The organism is Vibrio sp. 1-Bac 57, from assembly GCF_037546855.1.
Taxonomy (GTDB): domain Bacteria; phylum Pseudomonadota; class Gammaproteobacteria; order Enterobacterales; family Psychromonadaceae; genus Psychromonas.
In genome coordinates, this window is the sequence record NZ_JALAAC010000013.1 from 96,059 (window position 1) to 115,839 (window position 19,781).

The window sequence follows — 19,781 nt, forward strand, 5'->3', positions numbered from 1 at the left end:
ATCCCCATTTATAGCTGGCTATAAAAAAGGGTACTTGTTGATAACAACAAGTACCCTAAAACTAAAGCAATAGTTTGCTAAGTTTCAAACCGTTAACGTTGTAATTACTTCTTCCAAGCAAATGACTCAAACATTGGATCGACAGGTGTTTCTGCAACATGGTTGACATAGTTACTGATCACTTTTTGAGATAAACCAAGTATAACTTCTAATACTTGTTGCTGACCGTAACCTGCTGAGAAGAATGCTTCCATTGCAGCTGCTGGCACATTACCACGGTCACGTACCATGCTTAATGTGAAGTCTTTTAATGCTTGTAGTTTTGCAGTTGGCAAAGCAGTGTCATTACGTAAAGCGTCTGTAATGGCTGCATCTACTTTCATTGAATGCGCGATTGCTGTGTGTGCAGGAACACAGTAATGACATTCATGTTCTACATTGATTGTTTGCCATACAACCGTTAGCTCTTCTGCATTAAAAGAAGTGTTTGTAAATAATTCATTAAGCTGAGTGTAGGCTTTTAAAAGATTTGGAGATTCAGCCATTGTGCCAAAAAGATTAGGCACAACGCCCATTTGTTTAACTGCACCTTCAAGAATTGCTTTACTGTCTGCTGGAGCCGTTTCTACTGTATGGATTTTAAATTCGCTCATTCTTTTACTCTCTCTAGTGATTAATCATTATCGAAATTAGTTTTTAATGAGAAGTTCATTCTCTTAAGTGAGACTACTATAAACGCCCATGAACGATTGTTCAACCTAATTCTGAACAATCGTTCAAATCAAGGGGTAAAAACATACTTATTTATCGTTTTATTTGCATTTTAATTCGCATCCATATTGTAATAAGTATAAAAATGCTAATTGGTTCGAGAGAAATACGTTGGGGTTTAATTTATGAGCTTAAGTAAAATGCAGTGGGGGTTAGTTCGCTAATGTAGTTTAAGGCATCTTAATATTATTTAAGGTAGTTGATATAGTTAAATATAGTTGAATGTATTGGGAGTACTTAAAGAATAAGTGCTGTAGTGTAAAAAGCCCGTTTAATTACTAAACAGGCTTTAATAAACTTTAAAAGTTCATGCGCATATTAATGGAAAGGTGCACCCACAAATATTTGATCAATAAACTTGTTAACTATTTCTTTGTTATTGTTTAACCGAGCATAAGTTCTTAACCCGATGATTTGTACTTGCAGATAACTTGCGAGTTCCATTGCATCTTTGCTTTGGTCTAACTCATCGGCATCAATAGCATCTGTAATAATGCCAGCCAGTCTATTTTCTATATTAGAGAGTATTTTTTTTACTTCATCTAAAAGCTCTTTGTTATCACTTTCAGTTAATTCAGAGAGTGACTTTACAATCATGCACATACAACTAGGTTTACCATCTAGATTATCTATAATAAGTTTCTTAAGAAATAATTTTAGACCTGTTAATGGCGTTGCAGATTGATCTAAACAATCTTGTAATAAGTTACCTGTTTGTGCAGCGTAGTGATTTATTGCTTCTTTGAATAAATTGTCTTTACTGCCAAAAGTTGCGTATATGCTACCTGGGCGGAGGTCAATAGCCGTTTGTAAGTTACGCATAGATGTTCCATGGTAACCTTTTTCCCAGTACAAATTAGTCGCTTTTTCAATGACCTCTGTACGATCAAACTTAGCATTTTTACTCATATCGATTTCTTAAATTAATAATAGAACACTCGTTCATTATACATTAACAAATTAATCTTGCCATGCTCTTTGTTCATGATTTACTTTTTACCTACTAAATTAAATTTACTCAAATGACTCTATATTTTAATCAATAACTGCACTTTAGCTAATCATATTTTCTACCTATTTAAGTATTGTTTTGAAGTGAAAACGTTAAATGTATATATAAAGTCACTTATTAATTATTTATATGTGACCTAGTAACCTGTACTTGATGGTTGATAGGTGTAAGTTTTCAGTGCAGACAGTGATCCGTAAGTTGCATGTGTAGATCGTCGGAGTTGCTATAAAAAGGTTGAAAAATCATATTATGCTAACAGTGACTATAAGCGTAGACGATAGTCAAAATAGTTATTTAATGAAGATATGAGCCTGCTCTTGGTGTTTGCAAAATATTAGTTTAATTAAAGACAATCATAAGGAGATTGCTATGTACTTAATTACTAATCGTAAATTATCTAAAGCAAGCAGTTTAAAATGTTTTGGGAAATCCCCTAATGTTAAAGGACCTAATGAATTACGTTTAGTTAGAGTCGATAAATTAGACAACGGATGGAAAGTAGAACCGCTTGATGACAAACTAACTGCCAGTAAAGTCAAACAACTAAAATCAAAATATCACCTTGATATTGATACTGATAAAGATTGGTATGCGAGTCTTGAAGTCGCCTGTGAACTCTTTGAACGTGCTAGCACAGAGCAAAAATCTATTTTATTTTTTGTACATGGTTATAACAATGACGTTGAGGATGTTTTAAAAGCCGCCTATGAGATTGAATCTTTATACAATGTGATTGTTGTGCCATTTACTTGGCCTGCAAATGGAGGAGGTGTTATTTCAGGAACAGGCGCGTATCTTAGTGATAAATCTGATGCACGAGTTTCAGCTGGTGCACTTAATCGCACCATTGGCATTATTCAACAACTACATTTATTACTGACACATTCTTTACAACTTAGACGTCAAAAAGAGGCATTTAACAAACATCCGGATAACCCAAATGCGGAAGCTTCTCTTTTTACCAAATTAATGGCAGCGGACTGCTCCGTTACAATCAATTTACTCTGCCACAGTATGGGGAATTACGTTCTAAAACATACGCTTTCAACAAGTGAAAACGAAACCTCTGGATTGGTGTTTGATAATATCTGCTTGGTTGCTGCTGATACTAACAATAAAGATCATGTTAATTGGGTAGAAAAACTTGATGTAAGGAAAAGAGTGTATGTTGTTATTAATGAAAATGATTCTGCACTGAGAGCATCACGTATCAAACCGGGCAAAGAACAAAAAGCGCGATTAGGTGCGTATCTGAAAAAACTAAATAGTCCCAATGCCGCGTATATAGACGTTACCGATGTCAACGGCATTGGCACCGATCATACTTATTTTAAGGGAGAGTCGGTCAATGAAAACAATGCACTTAAGGTTATTTTTGAAGGTATGTTTAACGGAAAAGTCGTTGAACCCTTATTAGATTACCAAGTTGATATGAATACCTACAAGTTATAATTGACTATCTGATCAGGTATAGCTTTCTGCATAACTTTCTACATAGTTTTTTGTAAATATAAAAGGCCACTCATTTGGCCTTTTTAATGTTTTAAATATGAACTTTAGAAATAAGTGTCACTAGATCTCTGCTAATTATTATTTTTTATCTTTCTTATTAATCTCTTTCTTAACAACTTCTTTCTTGCCAATAAAAGCACTGGGCAGAACCTCAACACCCACTAAACGGCCTAATTTTATGATCATAGGAATAGTAATAGGGGCAAAAGGCAAAACTGCAAACACGCCTAAGCCTATTCCTTTTAATACATTGACCATTTGCTCATTGGCCATTTTCATCTCTGCTTTGCTAGCTTGGCCTTGTGTATAATTTTTATAGGTGGTTAACATCAAGATCGTTTCTTGTTTTTCCTGTGCTAGAGCAATTTTTAGTTTAATCATTGCACGCCTAGTTTTTAATCTAAGCGAGAGTTTTTCGATACGCAAAACGCGTAATGGCACTTTGTGAAAATAACGTAAGGTTTTCATTATTGACTCATTATTTTTTAGGTAATAATAGTAATTTTGAAGCTAACGTTAGTAATAATAAACATACACCACCCGCAACAATACCGACTAGCCCAGTTAATATGGTTGGGGCAATATATTCAAAGAGATAACTAAGAGTAAAAAAGTAATGTTCAATATAATGCACAAACTCTGCTATGAAATAGATGTTATGAACGATTATTCCACCGCCGACTAAAAACATCGCGATGGTACCTACAATGACTAGAAATTTCATTAATAATGGGGCAAAAGCTAATAGAAAATTACCTAGCATCGTTTTTAACGTGTTTTCATTTTCAGTATTTGCACCTTTAAGCAAATATAGGCCTAAGTCATCAAGTTTGACGATCGCTGCCACTAAACCATAAACAAAAACAGTTAAACCAATGGCTAAAGCAATCAGCACCAATACGCGAGTTAATATGTCTGCATCGGCAATAGTACCTAATGCAATTACTACAATTTCAGCTGATAAAATAAAGTCCGTGCGAATCGCGCCTTTAATTTTATCTTTTTCTAAAGCCACGAGGTCGATATTTTTATCCGCATTTTCTTTGATACGTTGTTGTTTAATTTGCTGATTGATTTCTTGTTTTTCATGAAGAGTAAACAAAGAATGCGCTACTTTTTCAAAACCTTCAAAACATAAATATAATCCACCAATGACTAGTAAAAAAGTAATGGCTGAAGGGAAAAAAGCACTGAGCAATAATGCAATTGGTACAATAATAGCTTTATTTAATAGAGAACCTTTAGCAACCGCCCAAACTACGGGTAACTCTCTATCGGCTTTTACGCCTGAAACCTGTTGTGCGTTTAAAGCAAGATCATCGCCCAAAACGCCTGCTGTTTTTTTAGCCGCGACTTTACTCATTAATGCAACATCGTCCAGTACTGCAACAATATCGTCTAGTAACGCTAATAAACTTAATCCAGCCATCGTTATCCTTTTTTATGTAAAGCAATAAATACAAAAACTTATTTGAGTAGAGTCAGCTAGACAATTATTTAAGCCGACCCGTCACTATATAACAGTAACGCTCAAAGGCTCAGTGTTATCTTTATGATTTTTAAAAGTTAATTGAGTGAAAAAGGTATAAATCAATACCTATGGTCAAGTAGACATCGAAATTAAACTTTGGTTTACATTGATGTTTTGTCTCTTCTCTTTAAAGCGAAAAGGTAGTTGTAATGCCTAGATTTTAATCATAAGTTGCGCACAACTGTCGTTTTAAACCTTAGATTGTATTGGCTATTGTTTTTAGCTTTAGTTTTCGGAATGATATTACTTAAGGTAAATAACGTGATAAAAGTTGATGGTTTAATTGTATTAAATAATCTTTACCAAACGGGCCATTTTCAAGATCTCGTGACAGAAATTCAGGTAAATCTTTATCATACTCATCACTGAAAAATGCAATACCACAAGCAATAGAAGCAACACTATCAGTATCTCCTCCCAACATGATTGCTCTATCTAATACTTCTGAAAGGGAGCTCGATTGAGATAAAACGGTTAATACAGCATCAATAGTATCAATGGCATCACATTCCGTTCGATCGACTTTATCTTCAATAAAGAACTCATTGGTCTGTAAACAGACATACTCAAATAAACCCTGTTTACTACCTAGTTTGTTAACGAAATAATAAACAGCTAACGCCACGGCTTGAGAGGCTATTATCCCTTCGTGAGTGTTGTGTGTAACAGTCGCTTGAATACGCGCTTTTTCCAGCATCTCGGTTTTATCTTTTATTAAACCCAATGGTACAGAACGCATGGCAGAACCATTACGCACACTATCAGCATAGATAGTGTCAATAAATTCATCGGCAGTCTTTGTTTTTAATAAAAAGTGATAGAAGTTATCTGAGTATGTTTGCCTAGGGTCTCGTTTAAATACTTTTAAAAAATACTCTGCAACTAACAGTTCGTTCCACGTGTTTTGTACGTTAAGCATTAGCTCACAAATGGCGAGCGTCATCTGCGTGTCATCGGTATAAGAACCAGCTGGCCGGTTATCTAACCAGGGTTGATGATATTGTGTAAGACAATGTTTTTCTTCAATATAATCTGTTTCAGTAAATTCAAATCCGGCACCATAAGCATCGGCCATTGCAATAACTAATAACATCTTTTCCTTCCTTGGCCATTCATCGTATATCCCTTGTATTCAACAACCAGTATTGTTGGAAGACTATATGATTAACCGTAAAACAGGAATTTACGGTTAATCATTTCAAAAAAATTGTTTAACAAACAAAATATTCGGGGACTATAGGCAAAATTGTGGTGCATCAATAATATAACTTATAAGTGATACACTTATATCATGAATAATAACAACAGCATAAGAGTTAGTCGCGACTTGTTAGCTACATCAAATTTCAAATAAATTACCATTTTATTTGAATAAAATTTTCCTATTTAATTTTGGTAAATAATGTCTGTAATAACATTTTTCATCACTATTATCAGCATTACCTCGATCAACAGTACCTTCATTAAGAATACTTCATCAACTTACCTTGATAAAAATACCCTTTAACATCATTGGTTGGCTCATTTCATTATGGCCTAATCTATTAGTTTATTTTGTGTAGCACTTGGTGGCATATAAAAATATTCAGGCTTTTTATAAAGTAGTAGAGCATACCTCTTAAGAGAAGGAAGAAATTAATATCAATTTTACTCAGTAAATAGCATATATCTATATCAATGATATTAAAGACACTTTAACTCATGTATATTAATTGTCATATTTTCATGAAATTGGTTAAGGCATTTTTATTTTACAAATCTAGGCTCGGTTACTTAGGTTTTCATTATTATTTATTCTTTCATAATAGTAAAAGGATCCGCTGTGTTTGCAGATATTAATGTAAAGGTCATTATTGGATTATTTTGTTTATCTATAGTTGCAATTTTATCCCACCGATTAGGGATTGTTGATACCAAGTATCCTCTATTAATTAAAAGCAACGATTCTGTGAAACTACTGTTGAAAAGTGCGCATGTCGATTCACATTTTATAGATAATGCGGGAGTATCTTTACAGTGTAAGTTAACCAATCTTGATGGATATGAGTTTTGTGGTGTAGGGATACCATTGACTGATGGCATAAGAAATAATGGTCTAGATTTGAGTGTCTACAACCGAATTTCAGTTTCAATAAAATATACCGCACCCGTTGATAATGCCAAATTAAAAATTTCATTTAGAAATTTTAACGACAAGTACTCCAATTTAGAAGACTCGGTGTCATTAAAATTTAACAGTATTTCATATAATCCCAATAGACATAAACTTCCTGTCGACATTCCTTTCGACGCTCTTCAAGTTGATAATTGGTGGGTTGATCAATACAAAATTGGCTTCACCAATAGCCAAGTTGAATTAACCAATGTTTCTTATTTAGAGATATTAACTGACAGTATGAATGTTATTGGTGATTATAATATCGAAATCCAACGTATCGATTTATATGGAAAATTAATCTCAGAAGCGAACTTACTCAAATTAATTTTATTAATCTGGTTAATCACGATCATCTTTTTGGTCACGCTACAACGTAATATTTTACAACGAATATCGATTACCGATTCATTAACTGGGTTATATAATCGTCAAGGTATCAGTGCCTGGACCAATAAAAAAATATTCATGGGGATGGCTAGACAACGTTTTCATATGTTCTATTTGGATCTAGATGATTTTAAAAAAGTCAATGATACCTATGGCCACCAAGTAGGGGATCAGTTATTAATTAGTTTTTCACATTATGTACAAAATTATTTAGATTCAATCGAAGGTATTCAATTTACCTTTGCAAGATTATCAGGTGATGAATTTGCATTAGTGGTTATAGGTTTAAAAGATCAGCAAATAAAAACTTTTGCTAAAAATTTACTTGGGGTTTGGGATGCTCCAATTGCGCTCGAAGAACATGAAACTTATGCCCGTGCTAGTTTGGGTATTGCTAAATTAAGTGCAGATGTAAAAACATTTGACGGTTTATTAGCAAGGGCCGATTCAGCAATGTATTACGCAAAAAAAGAAGGTAAGAATTGTTTCAAAGTCTTTAACGAAACAGTTTCACAAGATATATTTTTCCGTAAACAAACGGCTGAAAAAATTAAAAATGCCATTATCCACGACCAATTTCATTTAAACTTTATGCCTATATTGGATGCTAAAAGTTTAAAAGTAGTCAGTGTCGAAGTATTAATTAGGGCTAATACTCATGAATTATTAGGGATTGGCCCCGATGTTTTTATCCCTATAGCAGAAGAATATAATCTAATTAAAAGTATCGATTTATGGGTTATTGAGACAACGTTTAAACAAATAACAAAAGAATCCACGTTTTTACAATCACATCCCTTAATATTTTGTATCAATATCTCATCTGTAGAGTTACATAATCCAATTTTTGTACAACAACTTACTGAGCTAATGTCTCTATACCAAATAGATCCAACAACAATTGAACTTGAAATAACTGAAACTTGTTTGGTTGAAGCAGATCTAATGAGTGTCTCAACACTAGAGGAGATACACAATCTAGGTATTCATCTCACATTGGACGATTTTGGAACAGGGTATACGGCATTTTCACAATTGATTAACTACCCTGTAAGCTGTTTAAAAATAGATAAAACCTTTATTGATAACTTAAATTCAGCGGATAAAACAACATCAACTATGATCAAAGCGATTCTTTCAATTGCAGAGTCATATCAATTAAAGACAGTCGGAGAGGGGATTGAAACCCATCAACAACACGCATTCCTATTAGAGCAGGGCTGCGATATGCTTCAGGGATATTTATTCAGTAAGCCTCTGCTTTGGAAGGATTTAAGGGATATTTTAAGCGATTCTAATCAACAACCGTTTATCCCTAAAAAATAGAGTGGCAGAATAGTAAATAATAAATAATAAATAATAAATAGTAAAATACATTTCTTATGTAACTAATTAAGCTAACTAGAATAGTACTCTAAACAAAATAAGCCTTTTAAGATGAAGTTTTTGTTAATGTCATGTTTAATTCTGTTTAAATTACAATAAAGTAACCAAGTTATTATACGAATCTAGAAATAGCGCCATAGCAATGTAAAGTAACATGGTTTTTTATCATAACAAGTATTGAGCGTGGTCGTTATATTGACTACAATTGCGCAGTTTTATTTTTTCTTATCAAAGGTCTTAATCATGAACGACACTAAATCTTTACCCGCTTTACCAGATCGCCTATCAGTTGATCCTCGCAGTCCACATCATGTAGCAGAAATTTTTGAACATGAAATTGGCATCAAACTAAACGGCAAACAACGTTTCGATGTTGAAGAATACTGCATTAGCGAAGGATGGGTAAAAGTACCTGCACATAAAGCATTAGACCGTCGTGGACACCCACTAATGAAAACAGTAAAAGGCACAGTTGAAGCTTTTTATGGTTAAAATGCTGAAATTAAATGTGTAGCTAAATGACTTTTTGTTAGCCTACTATTAATCAATGAATAGGCGGCTTTCGATAAAAATCGTTTGGGCGTTTAAACTTCAAATTACCTTTTTGTAATACCTACTGTGCAAAAAGGTAATCTTCATCTGTAGTTAAATCTTTTCTGTATGTTTTTTAGAAAGACCAAAAATTGAATATAAGTTTATTTTTATGTGTAAGTTACATCTTTCTACACAACAACACAGCGTTCATATTTGTATAATTCATTTGTTCACTGATTAATAAAGTTACTTACCTAAAAGCTTTACCACTATAAGCAAGTAAGCAATAGTGTTTTTATAAATTAATAATTATTTATTCTCTTAACCGCTTTTTTAGATACTTTCAGTTACTCTCTTAAATGCTCTTGTAAATAAACATCTAAATAAAAATTTATGAAATCACTCTCTTTATCTCAAGCTAAAAAACTATCATTACTTTCTCAAGGTTTACTTTCAAAAGTTTCAAAGACGGGTAATAAGCTAGATAAAACATTAGCTGTGTTTAATCAGCTTGGTTATGTGCAAATAGATACAATTTCAGTGGTGCAACGTGCACATCACCACACGCTTTTTAGCCGCAATCCTCATTACAACATCGATCATTTAGATCAACTGGTGGCAAATAAAGACGTATTTGAATACTGGTCGCATGCAGCAGCCTATTTACCCATGCAAAATTATCGATTTACTTTGCCACGAAAAGCAGCCCTAAAACGAGGTGAACAAAAACACTGGTTCACCAAAGATAAAAAAATGATGAATCATGTCCTTACGCGAATAGAGAGCGAAGGCCCATTGATGGCGAAAGACTTTGCATCGCATAATATTAAAAGTAATGGCTGGGGAGCAAAGCCAACAAAACAAGCGTTAGAAATGTTATTTATGCAGGGGGATTTAATGATCACCGAGCGTAAAAATTTTCATAAGGTGTACGATTTAACATCGCGAGTACTCCCTAATACAATAAATACTTCAATCCCAACCAATGAAGAACATGGGCAGTTTTTAGTCTTAAATTATCTAAAAGCACATGGATTTGGCACATTAAGTGAAATAACTTACTTACTAAAAAATAGTAAAGCACAAATAACCCAAGCACTTAATGAGTTAGTAGAGTCGAAGACAATAGAGCGCATACTTATTAATAAAACGCCTTATTTTACATTTGATAGTGCTTTAAATTTACTCAATGATAGGCTCAATAAAAAGCAGGCTAAGATTGTTTCGCCGTTCGATAATCTACTCATACAACGAAAAAGAGCCCGTGCTATTTTTGAATTTGATTATTTATTAGAGTGCTATGTACCAGAGGCTAAACGTCAATTTGGCTATTTTTGTTTGCCTATTTTATGGGATGGAAATTTAGTTGCTCGCGCCGATTGCAGAGTAGATAAAAAAGAAAAAGTACTCAACATTAACCATTTACATTTAGAACCAAAATTAAAAAACCAAGAAGCATTTTTTGAAGCACTTGATATAGAACTAATCAGTTTTGCTAAATTTAATGGATGCCAAGGTTATGCCGTCAACAAAGTATCGAATACACCATAAATGAGATTCAAAGCTAAGCTTAATTGCCGTAGCTTTTTTTAAAACAGTATCAACCAAAGAAATCCAGTCGGTGTTCAGAATTTAATGGCTGTTTATTAATTCTATTATGAAATTACGAACTGGTTAAGGTAATCAAATCAAGAAGCTTGTGAATGGATACTCTTATTGTCTCGAGAGTGTTAAAAAGCACAACCTTTAAAAGAGGGACAAAGGCGGTGATTAATATTAAATATAATTATAAAAATAATTTAACAGCTAACGAGCAAACCTTTTAATGTGGCGACGGTGAATTCATTACTGCTGTAGTATTAGTTGCTCAAATAGTTGTTATTTGCTAATAACTAAAAGTTCAATTTCATAACACGCCTAACGGCTACTCAATATTATATATTGGAGCAATGCATAAATGATTAATACTATCGATTACCATCATATTTTTTCTGAAATTGCATCTGAATTCAAAGAGGTTGATGACCTTGGTGCGATCGCAAACTATATACCTGAATTAGGTAAGGTCGATCCAACTAAGTTGGGAGTTCACCTTACTACTGTTGATAACCAACACTATGCATTTGGTGATGCTGACGAACCATTTTCAATTCAAAGTGTGGCAAAAGTATTATCACTGACATTAGCCTTGAAAATTATGGGCGGAGATCTTTGGAATCGAGTGGGTGTTGAACCGTCGGGTTCTCCTTTTAATTCTTTGGTGCAGCTAGAATATGAAAAGGGCATCCCGCGAAACCCATTCATCAATGCTGGCGCAATTGTTATTTGTGATATTCTGGTTACTTGTTTGGATGACCCAAAGAAAGATTTACTTGCGTTTATTCGAAAAATATCAGGTATTGATAGTATTAACTATTCTTCAAAAGTAGCAGAGTCAGAGAAAAAGTGTGGTTATCGTAATTATGCACTCGTCAATTTAATGAAAGATTTCGGTAATATTCATAACGACGTAGATATTGTTTTAGACCTTTATTTCTACCTTTGCTCAATCGAAATGACCTGTAAAGAATTGACTAACGCTTTTATGTTTCTTGCTTCTGGTGGTATGAATCCTATTATAAATGAAAGGGTTATTAGCCTTACTAGAACAAAACGGATAAATTCAGTGATGTTGACGTGCGGATTTTATGACGAAGCTGGTGAGTTCGCTTTTAGAGTCGGTTTACCTGGTAAAAGTGGTGTCGGTGGTGGCATTGTAGCCATACACCCTGGTAAATTTTGTATTGCAGTATGGAGCCCAAAGTTAAATGCCAAAGGTAATTCTTATAAAGGGATGAAAGTGCTTGAAGCACTCACTACCAAAACAAAATGCTCTATATTTTAATTTACGTTAGTAATGAAAACTGCTATTTCAAATGAATTGGTAACAATGATAAGAAAAATTATGTGAATATTAGCTGTTTTATGTAATTTAAATTGAACGTTCAGGCGTTCAGAAAAACTTAATTAAAAGAAAGTTAATGTGATACTGGATCTCACGGTGGAGCAATTTAATCAAGCAGTGAATAAAAATAGAATAACTGATTGAATCTAAAATAAATATAAATTATTGTCAGTTGTTATTTGACTGAATAAATGAAAGAAGTAGGTTGAAGATGTGTTATTCAGCAATCTATTTAAACGGCAATTTGGGAGTATAGTTTTAAATGTCCGAACTAATTATTCGTAGTGCAAAGGTCTCTGACTTAGATCGATGCTTTGAAATCGAAAAGGATGCTTACGCTGGTGAAGAGGCAGCTACAAAAGAAAAAATCTTAAAAAGAATTCAAACCTACCCAGAAGGTTTTATTATTTTAGAAAATGAAAAAGAAATTATTGGCTTCATTAATTCTGGTGCAACACATAAAGTTGAGTTGTCCGATGAAGAGTTCAAGGAATTAATTGGCCATGACCCCGATGGCAAACACATTGTAATAATGTCAGTTGTCATTCACCCAAATTATCAGGGTAAAAGCTTTACTAGTTTACTAATGAGAAACTTTATAAATGCAATGCAGGCAATGGAAAAAACTGAAATCTATTTAATATGCCAAACCGAACTGATAAACATGTACGCTAAATATGGTTTTATTCATTTAGGGGAATCAGATTCAGATCATGGTGGTCTTAGTTGGCACGAAATGTCTCTTGCATTATAAGACACACGATAAACATGAGAAGTTAATGTAAGGGCTAAGTTCTGATATTTATAAATCTCGATTTAATAATCCAGTAAAGTTGCTTATGAACCAATGTAATCAATAAGTTACTCACGCTTTAGTAACTTATTGAATTTAAAGGAAATATGAATTAATATCGGTGGTTATTAAAATAACTAGGCTGAAAATAAGAATTTTTACTGCCTCGTTATATGTTGCCGCATAAGTGCCATTTAGGAGAAATAAAGTGGGCTTGATGGATATAGAAACAGAGTTTTCAATAAATACAATGATTGAAAAGTATAACCCTCACACCATAATCATTTATGGCTCAAGAGCTAGGGGTGATGCTACTGCAGAAAGTGATGTTGATCTTGTTTGTTTTCTAGATTCAACTTTAGAGTTCGAGGACACTAGAAATGTTAATGGAATTTTTATAGATGCATGGATATATCCAACAACTTCGATGAATAATATTAATGATTTTATAAAGCTCAATAATGCCTATTGTGCTGTTGATAAACTGGGATTAGGCAAAAAATTATTAAGTAAAGTCGCTAAGGCATATAAAAAAGGGCCAATACCTTTAAGCCGTGATAATAAAATGAATATCGTAGAGTTAGGTAATAAAAATTTACAACAATCAGATAAAGGTGACCTTGAAGGGAATTTCAGAAAGGTACGACTGCAGTCTGATCTTTTACAAACATACTTTCTATTGCGTGATATGTGGTATTTAGGGCCTAAGCATAGTTTTTCATGGCTTAAAGAGAATGATTTAATTGCCTTGGAGCTTTTCAAAAGCACTTATGAAGAACCACAAAATATCGAAAAACTAAAGCAATTGGCTGCTTTTGTGATGAATAAATAAAGGTATATTATTTGTAATATTAAACTGGGGAAAGGAAATAAGTTCATTAAAAGCAAAATACCCGCTATTTAAATTAACGATAAAATTAATTTTGGTTATGAGGTTATTTTGCCAATAGTGAAATAAAATAATCTTAAGCCAAGTTTAATAAATAAAAATATTCGAACAGTATTAAAATATAAAGCGTATACAACTAACTAACCATTTACCATTTACCATTTAACAATATCCGACAGCAATAAGGTTGATGAAGTGTATTAATAATTTTTTCATTCAAAAAATTAAGTAACTGCAGTAAGTGAATGTTTAGAATATATTACAATTCAAAAGTAAAACTTAATGCTAAGAGTTTAATATTAAGATTTATCTGGTTGAGGAAAATATTCAAAAACGTTACTCGGATACAGATGATTAATTAGGTTTGGGCAAGCGAGGTTTATTCTGGTCAGGGTGTATATAATCTGTATTACACCCTTTGGACTTTACTTTTAAATCGTTAATTTAAGCACTCTACTTATCACTAGAAACGATATTCAACACCGATACTAGCCTGCTTAAAGTCTGTTTCTGTATCGGAACCGTTAGATACATTATCCAAATTAATTTCTGCATCATACCAAGTGTACTCGGCATTAATTAAAAAACGCTCTGTTACTTTAAACGCTACACCGGCACCAGCAAACACACCTTCATCATCTTCATTGCCAGAAAATCCGACCACGTCATAGTCTGTGGAATACCATAACTGACCACCTTTAGCATACAACTCTACTCGATCAGCAATAGGCAATATCACCTTTAAGCCTGCGGTATAACCATCTGTTTCAGCGCTAGATAAGTTGTTGCCGTAACTACCAAAATCAATATAGCTACCCTCTAGGGCTAAGTAGTTGTTGAAGCGATAACCGATTATGCCTTGGAGAACATCATTGTCGTCGTCAAAGTCATCTTCACCATCTACTTTTAGGTAACCATAATTACCGCCGACATAAATGCCATTTTCTGCTACGTCTTTCTTGAAGTCATCAGCGTGAGATAAAGTACTAACAGAGGCTAACGAGATAAGTCCAGCTAAAGTAATAATCGTATTTTTCATAAGATACTCCTAGTTAATTACGTGAATTCATTTAACTAGTTACAAAATGGGTGCCAACATTATAAAAGTAACAAAGAGCTGTTTATCTGATTTTGATATTTAATTTAATATCAATGGGTTACGTTTATTTTTTTGTTAGTGAATGTTGGAGAACAATATATATGCATTACTTTTTTTATCCGCTCAATAAGACTGTGATAACAGTAAAACTGTAATTTTTTCTGATTAAATTGTAATATTTTCAAAGGGTAAGCGGGGGCAGAGTAAACTTAATTTTATTACCTTATGCTTTAAAAGGGCATCCACATTTTCTTTGGATGCATACTTTACCCGTTAGTTTTCTATTTGGCCTTTAAATGCGTCGTTGCCGATTACCATGCCTTTATTGGGAGAACTAATCAAAAATATCGAGTTGACTAATACGTCATTGAATATAGTTCTGAGTAATCAAAATATTAAATCATTTTTAACTGTGTAATTACCATATGAATGGTATAACAAGATGTTAAAACAATAGGTTGTGATCCTAATGTCCAAATATTTAAACTCTCTATTTTTTCGCTTAATACATCAGAAGGTTTAACAGAACAGTCGCTAAAGTTTTTTAAAATAGAAGGGTAGTTAGATTAATACTATTTTATTAATAGCATGTAGTTAAAATCATATAAAAAATATCCTGTCATTTAAGATAAGGCAGATACAACCTTGAAGTGCATAGCAATTTTATGTAAAAAATGGTTTTCCTGCATAAAATTTTAAACTGATTTTTCAGCAACGGCACTTAAAATGAAGATTTTATTTTTATTTCCTCATGGTATATAAGTGGTTTTATATACAGAGTCGTTGTTATTCTGAATTTCCACCGACAATGCTTAATTACTCTGTCTATTTACATGACGAGTATTTGATAATTCCCTGTAATACATTGATTTAAAAATTTTTAAATATAATCTTCAATTAATTTTGTCAAATTAAAATATGCCGTGTTTCCACCAAAAATATTAATTATGGATAATAAATTGTTATGCGAATAATTCCTGACCACCGGCAACGAGTAGAAATGTCTAACTTCAATCTCCCCATCGTGAATGAGTGGTATGAGACCAAGTCATATCCAAACAACGTCACTAGAATTTCTGAAAAATATATCGACCCTTACTGGTCAGGTAATATTTGGGTGATTAAGGGCTCTGAAGCCAGCTTGATTGTCGATACCGGAACGGGGATCGTATCTCCTATTCCAATAATTGAATCGATTACGAATACACCATTAATAGCGGCCTCATCTTGCCATTATTATGATCATGCAGGAGGTCTTCACTATTTCGACCGGCGATGCAGTCACCCCCTTGATGCCGCTGTTATTTCTGATTCCACAAACGACATGGGCGCAGCCAATTTTATTCAATTTTCTGTATTTTCCGCGTTGCCAAACAAAGAGTTCAAATTAGGGGAATATCATCCTATAAGTACAATACCCACTGACTTACTTAGCGACGGCTTCATCTTCGATTTGGGTAATCGGAGTATCGAAGTTCTTCACATTCCAGGACGCACTCCGGGAAGTTTAGTATTTTGGGAAGAGAAAACTGGCTACTTATTTGGCGGCGAAACTTTGTTTGTCGACCCATATCTAAATGATTTTCGACCTAAAGATGTTCAGTCTTATGAAGACGGTTTGAAACGTCTTTGTCAATATCCGGTATCAACTATATTTGGTGGTCACTTTGAACCTTTTTCTGGAAAGGGACTAATTGATTTAGTGGGGAGTGAAATTGGGCGATATCGCTAAGTTTCGCATAACAAACAAGATAGGTGTTGGACAAGCCGAACGAGGCTCTCTACTATATATACACGTGATCAATGAAGATGGTTTTGCGGACGTTACTAATATAGATGAATCATTTTTCGCAGTTAACGACAATGCTTACACTTTAGAAACCGATAGAAAAGAACACACTAGAGTCATGAAGAAGGCGAATATAGTCGTAAGCGCTTTTAAAGAACACGCGAGAGAAAATATAAATTAATCACTATTTTACTACTAGTGCATCCCTAAAGGATAAAGTATTTACCCGTAATAATATTTAGGCAGATTCAACCTTGAAGTGCATAGCAATTTTATGCAAAAAATGGTTTTCCTGCATAAAAGTTTAAACTGATTTTTCAGCAGCGGCACTTAAAATGAAGATTTTATTTTTATTTCCTCATGGTAAATAAGTGGTGGTTTTATATACAGAGTTATTGCTATTCCGCCTTTCCGTCGTTAATGCGGAATTATTCTGTCTATTTACATGACGAGTATTTGATAATTTCCCGTAATGCATTGATATATCAATTTTTAAGTGTAATGTCCGATTAATTTTATCAAATTAAGATATTCCGTCTTTCCACCAGAAATATGGAATATTTCTGTATAATAAGCTGTTATGTTTATTTAAATCGTTCAGTTGAGTTTTATTAACTCTCCCATATTAAACATGTGCATATTTTATATTTAACTAGGAGGTTAAATGAGTGGATTAATCAATTTACCGCATACTTGTCCGAAGTGCTCTATTAGCAACGCTGGCACTTATCAAGAAATGGACACCATATTTGGTTTCAGGAACATAAAACCAAATGCAGCTACAAATCAAAGCTGGTGTCGAGCATGCAGAAAGAAGTACAAGAAGCCTAAAGAGTAATTGGGCTAACGTTTAAGTTTTATTTTTGTGAATGTTGGTTCGCAATTTACAGCATAAACATAATCGGGTAGCCGGAGGTATCTAACCTCCAGCCCCCACACCACCCTGCATGCGGCTCCGCACAGGGCGGTTCATCTTATGATGAATAGTGAATGTTAATCCACAAGTCCTTTAATGACATCAAACCTTGTCTGGCTAAAAACGCATTACTGATCGCTATATTGATCCCTTTGGTTTTCGAACTACGACAAGGTCCTTTGCTGGTGATCCCACAGGAAATAGCTAAACGTTCACTGACACCCAGTTTGATCAATGATCTCACTTTCGTCCGTGGTTTTCGCCATTGTCGCCAGTAGCACATTCGCAGGCGGCGACGGATCCAATGGTCGAGCTCAATCGTTAATTGGTAGCCCTTGGCAATTAGAAAATAATTCCCCCATCCTCGTAAATACAAATTGAGTTTGTGGATCTGTTTTCCCATTGCAATTCCCCAGTTTCGATTAGTCAGTATCCGCACTTTCTCTTTAAATGTTTTTAAAGTCTTAGCATGGATCTGTAAACCACCTCCAGAAAAGCCAAAGCCTAAAAACTTCGAGCCAGATACTGGCCCGACACGGCTTTTCTTTTCATTAACAATCAATTTTAAACGTTTACTGATGTAGTGCGATATCGCCACTTTAACCTTGTTGCCGATAAACTTGGACTTCACTAAAATCATGATGTCGTCTGCATATCGAGCAAAGTGTAGTCGCTCTCGTGTTAGCTTTTTATCCAGTTCATCCAAAATGATATTGGAAAGAAGTGGTGATAGTGGCCCACCTTGCGGTACGCCTTTATCGGATGGAAACCAAAGACCTGTTTCTGCCTCTGCAATACCTGCTCGTAAAAACCGACCGAGTAATTGCATTAACGCCTTGTCTTTGATTTTACGACCAACGCGGTTCATTAGCATGTCATGATTAACTTCATCAAAGAACTTTGAGAGGTCAATATCAACGGCTGTTTTGTACCCTTGCGAGATGCAATCTTGTACATGTGTTACCGCTTGATGTGCACTTTTACCCGCGCGATATCCGTAGCTATGAGACGAAAATACTGGTTCAAAGTAAGGCGCGATCACTTGATTCATCGCTTGCTGAAGTAGCCTGTCGATGACCGCAGGTATCCCCAATAAGCGTTCTCCACCATCTGGTTTCGGGATAATGACCCGTCTTACCGCAAGCGGAAAATAGTGTCCTTCCATCAGTTTTGCTTTTATTCCTTGCCAATGAGCTAATAGAAATGGCTCAGCGTCTTCGAAACTCATTCCGTCAATACCTGGCGCACCTTTATTGGCTTTAACATGTTTCCATGCCGCTTTCATATTGTCGTCACTGAGCATTAACGTCATTAATGGATATTCATTTAAGGTATGGTTCATATCTGAACGCTGAGTGTCACTATCACAACATGGTGAGGTTTTGTGGTTCAAGTTCAATATGGTATCTCCTCGTTTAAGATGTTCAGGCCTTCACCATGTCCCCTCCATTACGATGGGCGTTTGGCTACTATGCCGTCTGCTGACTTCTGCTTACTCACAGATTTAGTTACCTAAATCTGTGCTATCGGTTTTCATCGGTTTAGCTCTTTTCAGTTGATGATGCTGAAAAGCCAAGGCTGTTATAGACCAGTGCCTGACTGGTTAAGTTATCGATCGCGTGTTAAGCAGATCTCCCCAGATAAGAGCATGTACTTTCTTTGCACTGCTGCATCATTTACGGTGGCCATTAGATCACGTGGTTTCGTTGTCTTGTGCCAACTCACCTCTAGCCTACGCCTCATATGATGTTCTTGTTCATCAGCTCACAAATTTGCTAGCGGCTTCCTCTAGACCGACCCTCACGGATAAGCCCTTGCCATTCGCTAGTAGTTAGCGTTTAATCATCTAATTGATTAAACGGTGATCTTCCTACAGAGGACTTTCACCTCATTAGTTCATGCCCATGCTGGGCGTACACAAGCCAATCAAGCAGGACAAAAAACAGCTTGCTGTTTCGTGCCTCAACATTTTAGCAAACTATTTTTTGCCTCTTATTGGGGCGTTGAGGCTGTAGAATTTCTCCAAAAAGAGCGTTTATCGCTCTTTTTTCAATTATGTC

At 34.6% G+C, this 19,781-nt stretch carries 17 protein-coding genes; 10 read left to right on the forward strand and 7 right to left on the reverse strand.

Translation table 11 applies throughout. The features are described 5' to 3' along the window. Positions 1-104: 104 nt before the first annotated feature. Together MT391_RS10540 and MT391_RS10545 are read right to left on the reverse strand one after the other, a co-directional pair. Complete coding sequence (locus tag MT391_RS10540) at positions 105-653, reverse strand: carboxymuconolactone decarboxylase family protein (protein WP_166369463.1); 549 nt, start codon at positions 651-653, stop codon at positions 105-107. 436 nt (positions 654-1,089) lie between these two features. Beyond that, entirely contained in the window at positions 1,090-1,680 is a 591-nt protein-coding gene (locus tag MT391_RS10545; RefSeq protein WP_499440351.1) for a TetR/AcrR family transcriptional regulator, read from the reverse strand. Positions 1,681-2,152: 472 nt separating this feature from the next. On the opposite strand from MT391_RS10545, the gene MT391_RS10550 reads away from it, so the two are divergent. Continuing rightward, on the forward strand, positions 2,153-3,235 hold the full coding sequence (locus MT391_RS10550) for an alpha/beta hydrolase (RefSeq protein WP_499497933.1): 1,083 nt from the start codon (positions 2,153-2,155) through the stop codon (positions 3,233-3,235). A 138-nt stretch (positions 3,236-3,373) separates the two neighbouring features. On the opposite strand, the gene MT391_RS10555 is transcribed toward MT391_RS10550, so the two are convergent. The 3 genes from MT391_RS10555 to MT391_RS10565 all read right to left on the reverse strand — a co-directional run bounded on the left by MT391_RS10555 (position 3,374) and on the right by MT391_RS10565 (position 5,919). Beyond that, entirely contained in the window at positions 3,374-3,763 is a 390-nt protein-coding gene (locus MT391_RS10555; RefSeq protein ID WP_499497934.1) for a hypothetical protein, read from the reverse strand. A 10-nt stretch (positions 3,764-3,773) separates the two neighbouring features. Beyond that, the gene (locus tag MT391_RS10560) at positions 3,774-4,724 is read right to left on the reverse strand and encodes a DUF808 domain-containing protein (protein WP_499497936.1); all 951 of its coding nucleotides are present in this window, start codon (positions 4,722-4,724) and stop codon (positions 3,774-3,776) included. Between the two features lie 349 nt (positions 4,725-5,073). Then, on the reverse strand, positions 5,074-5,919 hold the full coding sequence (locus MT391_RS10565) for an ADP-ribosylglycohydrolase family protein (RefSeq protein ID WP_499440356.1): 846 nt from the start codon (positions 5,917-5,919) through the stop codon (positions 5,074-5,076). 729 nt (positions 5,920-6,648) lie between these two features. On the opposite strand from MT391_RS10565, the gene MT391_RS10570 reads away from it, so the two are divergent. The 6 genes from MT391_RS10570 to MT391_RS10595 all read left to right on the forward strand — a co-directional run bounded on the left by MT391_RS10570 (position 6,649) and on the right by MT391_RS10595 (position 13,860). Continuing rightward, positions 6,649-8,697 carry a putative bifunctional diguanylate cyclase/phosphodiesterase gene (locus tag MT391_RS10570; protein ID WP_499497938.1) on the forward strand — a complete coding sequence of 683 codons (2,049 nt, stop codon included), beginning with the start codon at positions 6,649-6,651 and terminating at the stop codon, positions 8,695-8,697. 303 nt (positions 8,698-9,000) lie between these two features. Beyond that, the gene (locus MT391_RS10575) at positions 9,001-9,249 is read left to right on the forward strand and encodes a DUF3297 family protein (protein ID WP_166369477.1); all 249 of its coding nucleotides are present in this window, start codon (positions 9,001-9,003) and stop codon (positions 9,247-9,249) included. Between the two features lie 435 nt (positions 9,250-9,684). Continuing rightward, the gene (locus tag MT391_RS10580; protein ID WP_499497939.1) at positions 9,685-10,842 is read left to right on the forward strand and encodes a winged helix-turn-helix domain-containing protein; all 1,158 of its coding nucleotides are present in this window, start codon (positions 9,685-9,687) and stop codon (positions 10,840-10,842) included. Positions 10,843-11,248: 406 nt separating this feature from the next. Next, the gene (locus MT391_RS10585) at positions 11,249-12,175 is read left to right on the forward strand and encodes a glutaminase (RefSeq protein ID WP_299663536.1); all 927 of its coding nucleotides are present in this window, start codon (positions 11,249-11,251) and stop codon (positions 12,173-12,175) included. Positions 12,176-12,497: 322 nt separating this feature from the next. After that, a complete protein-coding gene (locus MT391_RS10590) occupies positions 12,498-12,989 on the forward strand; it encodes a GNAT family N-acetyltransferase (protein WP_499497940.1) in 492 nt (163 codons plus the stop codon). A gap of 256 nt (positions 12,990-13,245) precedes the next feature. After that, positions 13,246-13,860 carry a nucleotidyltransferase family protein gene (locus MT391_RS10595; RefSeq protein ID WP_499497942.1) on the forward strand — a complete coding sequence of 205 codons (615 nt, stop codon included), beginning with the start codon at positions 13,246-13,248 and terminating at the stop codon, positions 13,858-13,860. 520 nt (positions 13,861-14,380) lie between these two features. Here MT391_RS10595 and MT391_RS10600 read toward each other — a convergent pair. Then, a complete protein-coding gene (locus tag MT391_RS10600) occupies positions 14,381-14,956 on the reverse strand; it encodes a porin family protein (protein ID WP_499497944.1) in 576 nt (191 codons plus the stop codon). Between the two features lie 1,060 nt (positions 14,957-16,016). Here MT391_RS10600 and MT391_RS10605 point away from each other — a divergent pair. Beyond that, positions 16,017-16,748, forward strand: a complete 732-nt coding sequence (locus MT391_RS10605; RefSeq protein WP_499497945.1) for an MBL fold metallo-hydrolase — start codon at positions 16,017-16,019, stop codon at positions 16,746-16,748. Further along, a complete protein-coding gene (locus MT391_RS10610; RefSeq protein ID WP_499497946.1) occupies positions 16,732-16,986 on the forward strand; it encodes a hypothetical protein in 255 nt (84 codons plus the stop codon). The genes MT391_RS10605 and MT391_RS10610 overlap by 17 nt, the downstream gene beginning before the upstream one ends. A gap of 793 nt (positions 16,987-17,779) precedes the next feature. On the opposite strand, the gene ltrA is transcribed toward MT391_RS10610, so the two are convergent. Further along, complete coding sequence (gene ltrA / locus MT391_RS10615; RefSeq protein ID WP_499497948.1) at positions 17,780-19,120, reverse strand: group II intron reverse transcriptase/maturase; 1,341 nt, start codon at positions 19,118-19,120, stop codon at positions 17,780-17,782. 462 nt (positions 19,121-19,582) lie between these two features. Between ltrA and MT391_RS10620 the strand changes: the two genes are divergently transcribed. Continuing rightward, the coding region (locus MT391_RS10620) for a hypothetical protein (RefSeq protein WP_499497949.1) at positions 19,583-19,781 on the forward strand (199 nt) is incomplete at its 3' end.

Bases quoted from the DNA above. Each gene is read 5' to 3' on its own strand.
- MT391_RS10540 (WP_166369463.1), bottom strand. From the start codon at position 653: ATGAGCGAATTTAAAATCCATACAGTAGAAACGGCTCCAGCAGACAGT.
- MT391_RS10545 (WP_499440351.1), bottom strand. From the start codon at position 1,680: ATGAGTAAAAATGCTAAGTTTGATCGTACAGAGGTCATTGAAAAAGCG.
- MT391_RS10550 (WP_499497933.1), top strand. From the start codon at position 2,153: ATGTACTTAATTACTAATCGTAAATTATCTAAAGCAAGCAGTTTAAAA.
- MT391_RS10555 (WP_499497934.1), bottom strand. From the start codon at position 3,763: ATGAAAACCTTACGTTATTTTCACAAAGTGCCATTACGCGTTTTGCGT.
- MT391_RS10560 (WP_499497936.1), bottom strand. From the start codon at position 4,724: ATGGCTGGATTAAGTTTATTAGCGTTACTAGACGATATTGTTGCAGTA.
- MT391_RS10565 (WP_499440356.1), bottom strand. From the start codon at position 5,919: ATGTTATTAGTTATTGCAATGGCCGATGCTTATGGTGCCGGATTTGAA.
- MT391_RS10575 (WP_166369477.1), top strand. From the start codon at position 9,001: ATGAACGACACTAAATCTTTACCCGCTTTACCAGATCGCCTATCAGTT.
- MT391_RS10580 (WP_499497939.1), top strand. From the start codon at position 9,685: ATGAAATCACTCTCTTTATCTCAAGCTAAAAAACTATCATTACTTTCT.
- MT391_RS10585 (WP_299663536.1), top strand. From the start codon at position 11,249: ATGATTAATACTATCGATTACCATCATATTTTTTCTGAAATTGCATCT.
- MT391_RS10590 (WP_499497940.1), top strand. From the start codon at position 12,498: ATGTCCGAACTAATTATTCGTAGTGCAAAGGTCTCTGACTTAGATCGA.
- MT391_RS10595 (WP_499497942.1), top strand. From the start codon at position 13,246: ATGGATATAGAAACAGAGTTTTCAATAAATACAATGATTGAAAAGTAT.
- MT391_RS10600 (WP_499497944.1), bottom strand. From the start codon at position 14,956: ATGAAAAATACGATTATTACTTTAGCTGGACTTATCTCGTTAGCCTCT.
- MT391_RS10605 (WP_499497945.1), top strand. From the start codon at position 16,017: ATGTCTAACTTCAATCTCCCCATCGTGAATGAGTGGTATGAGACCAAG.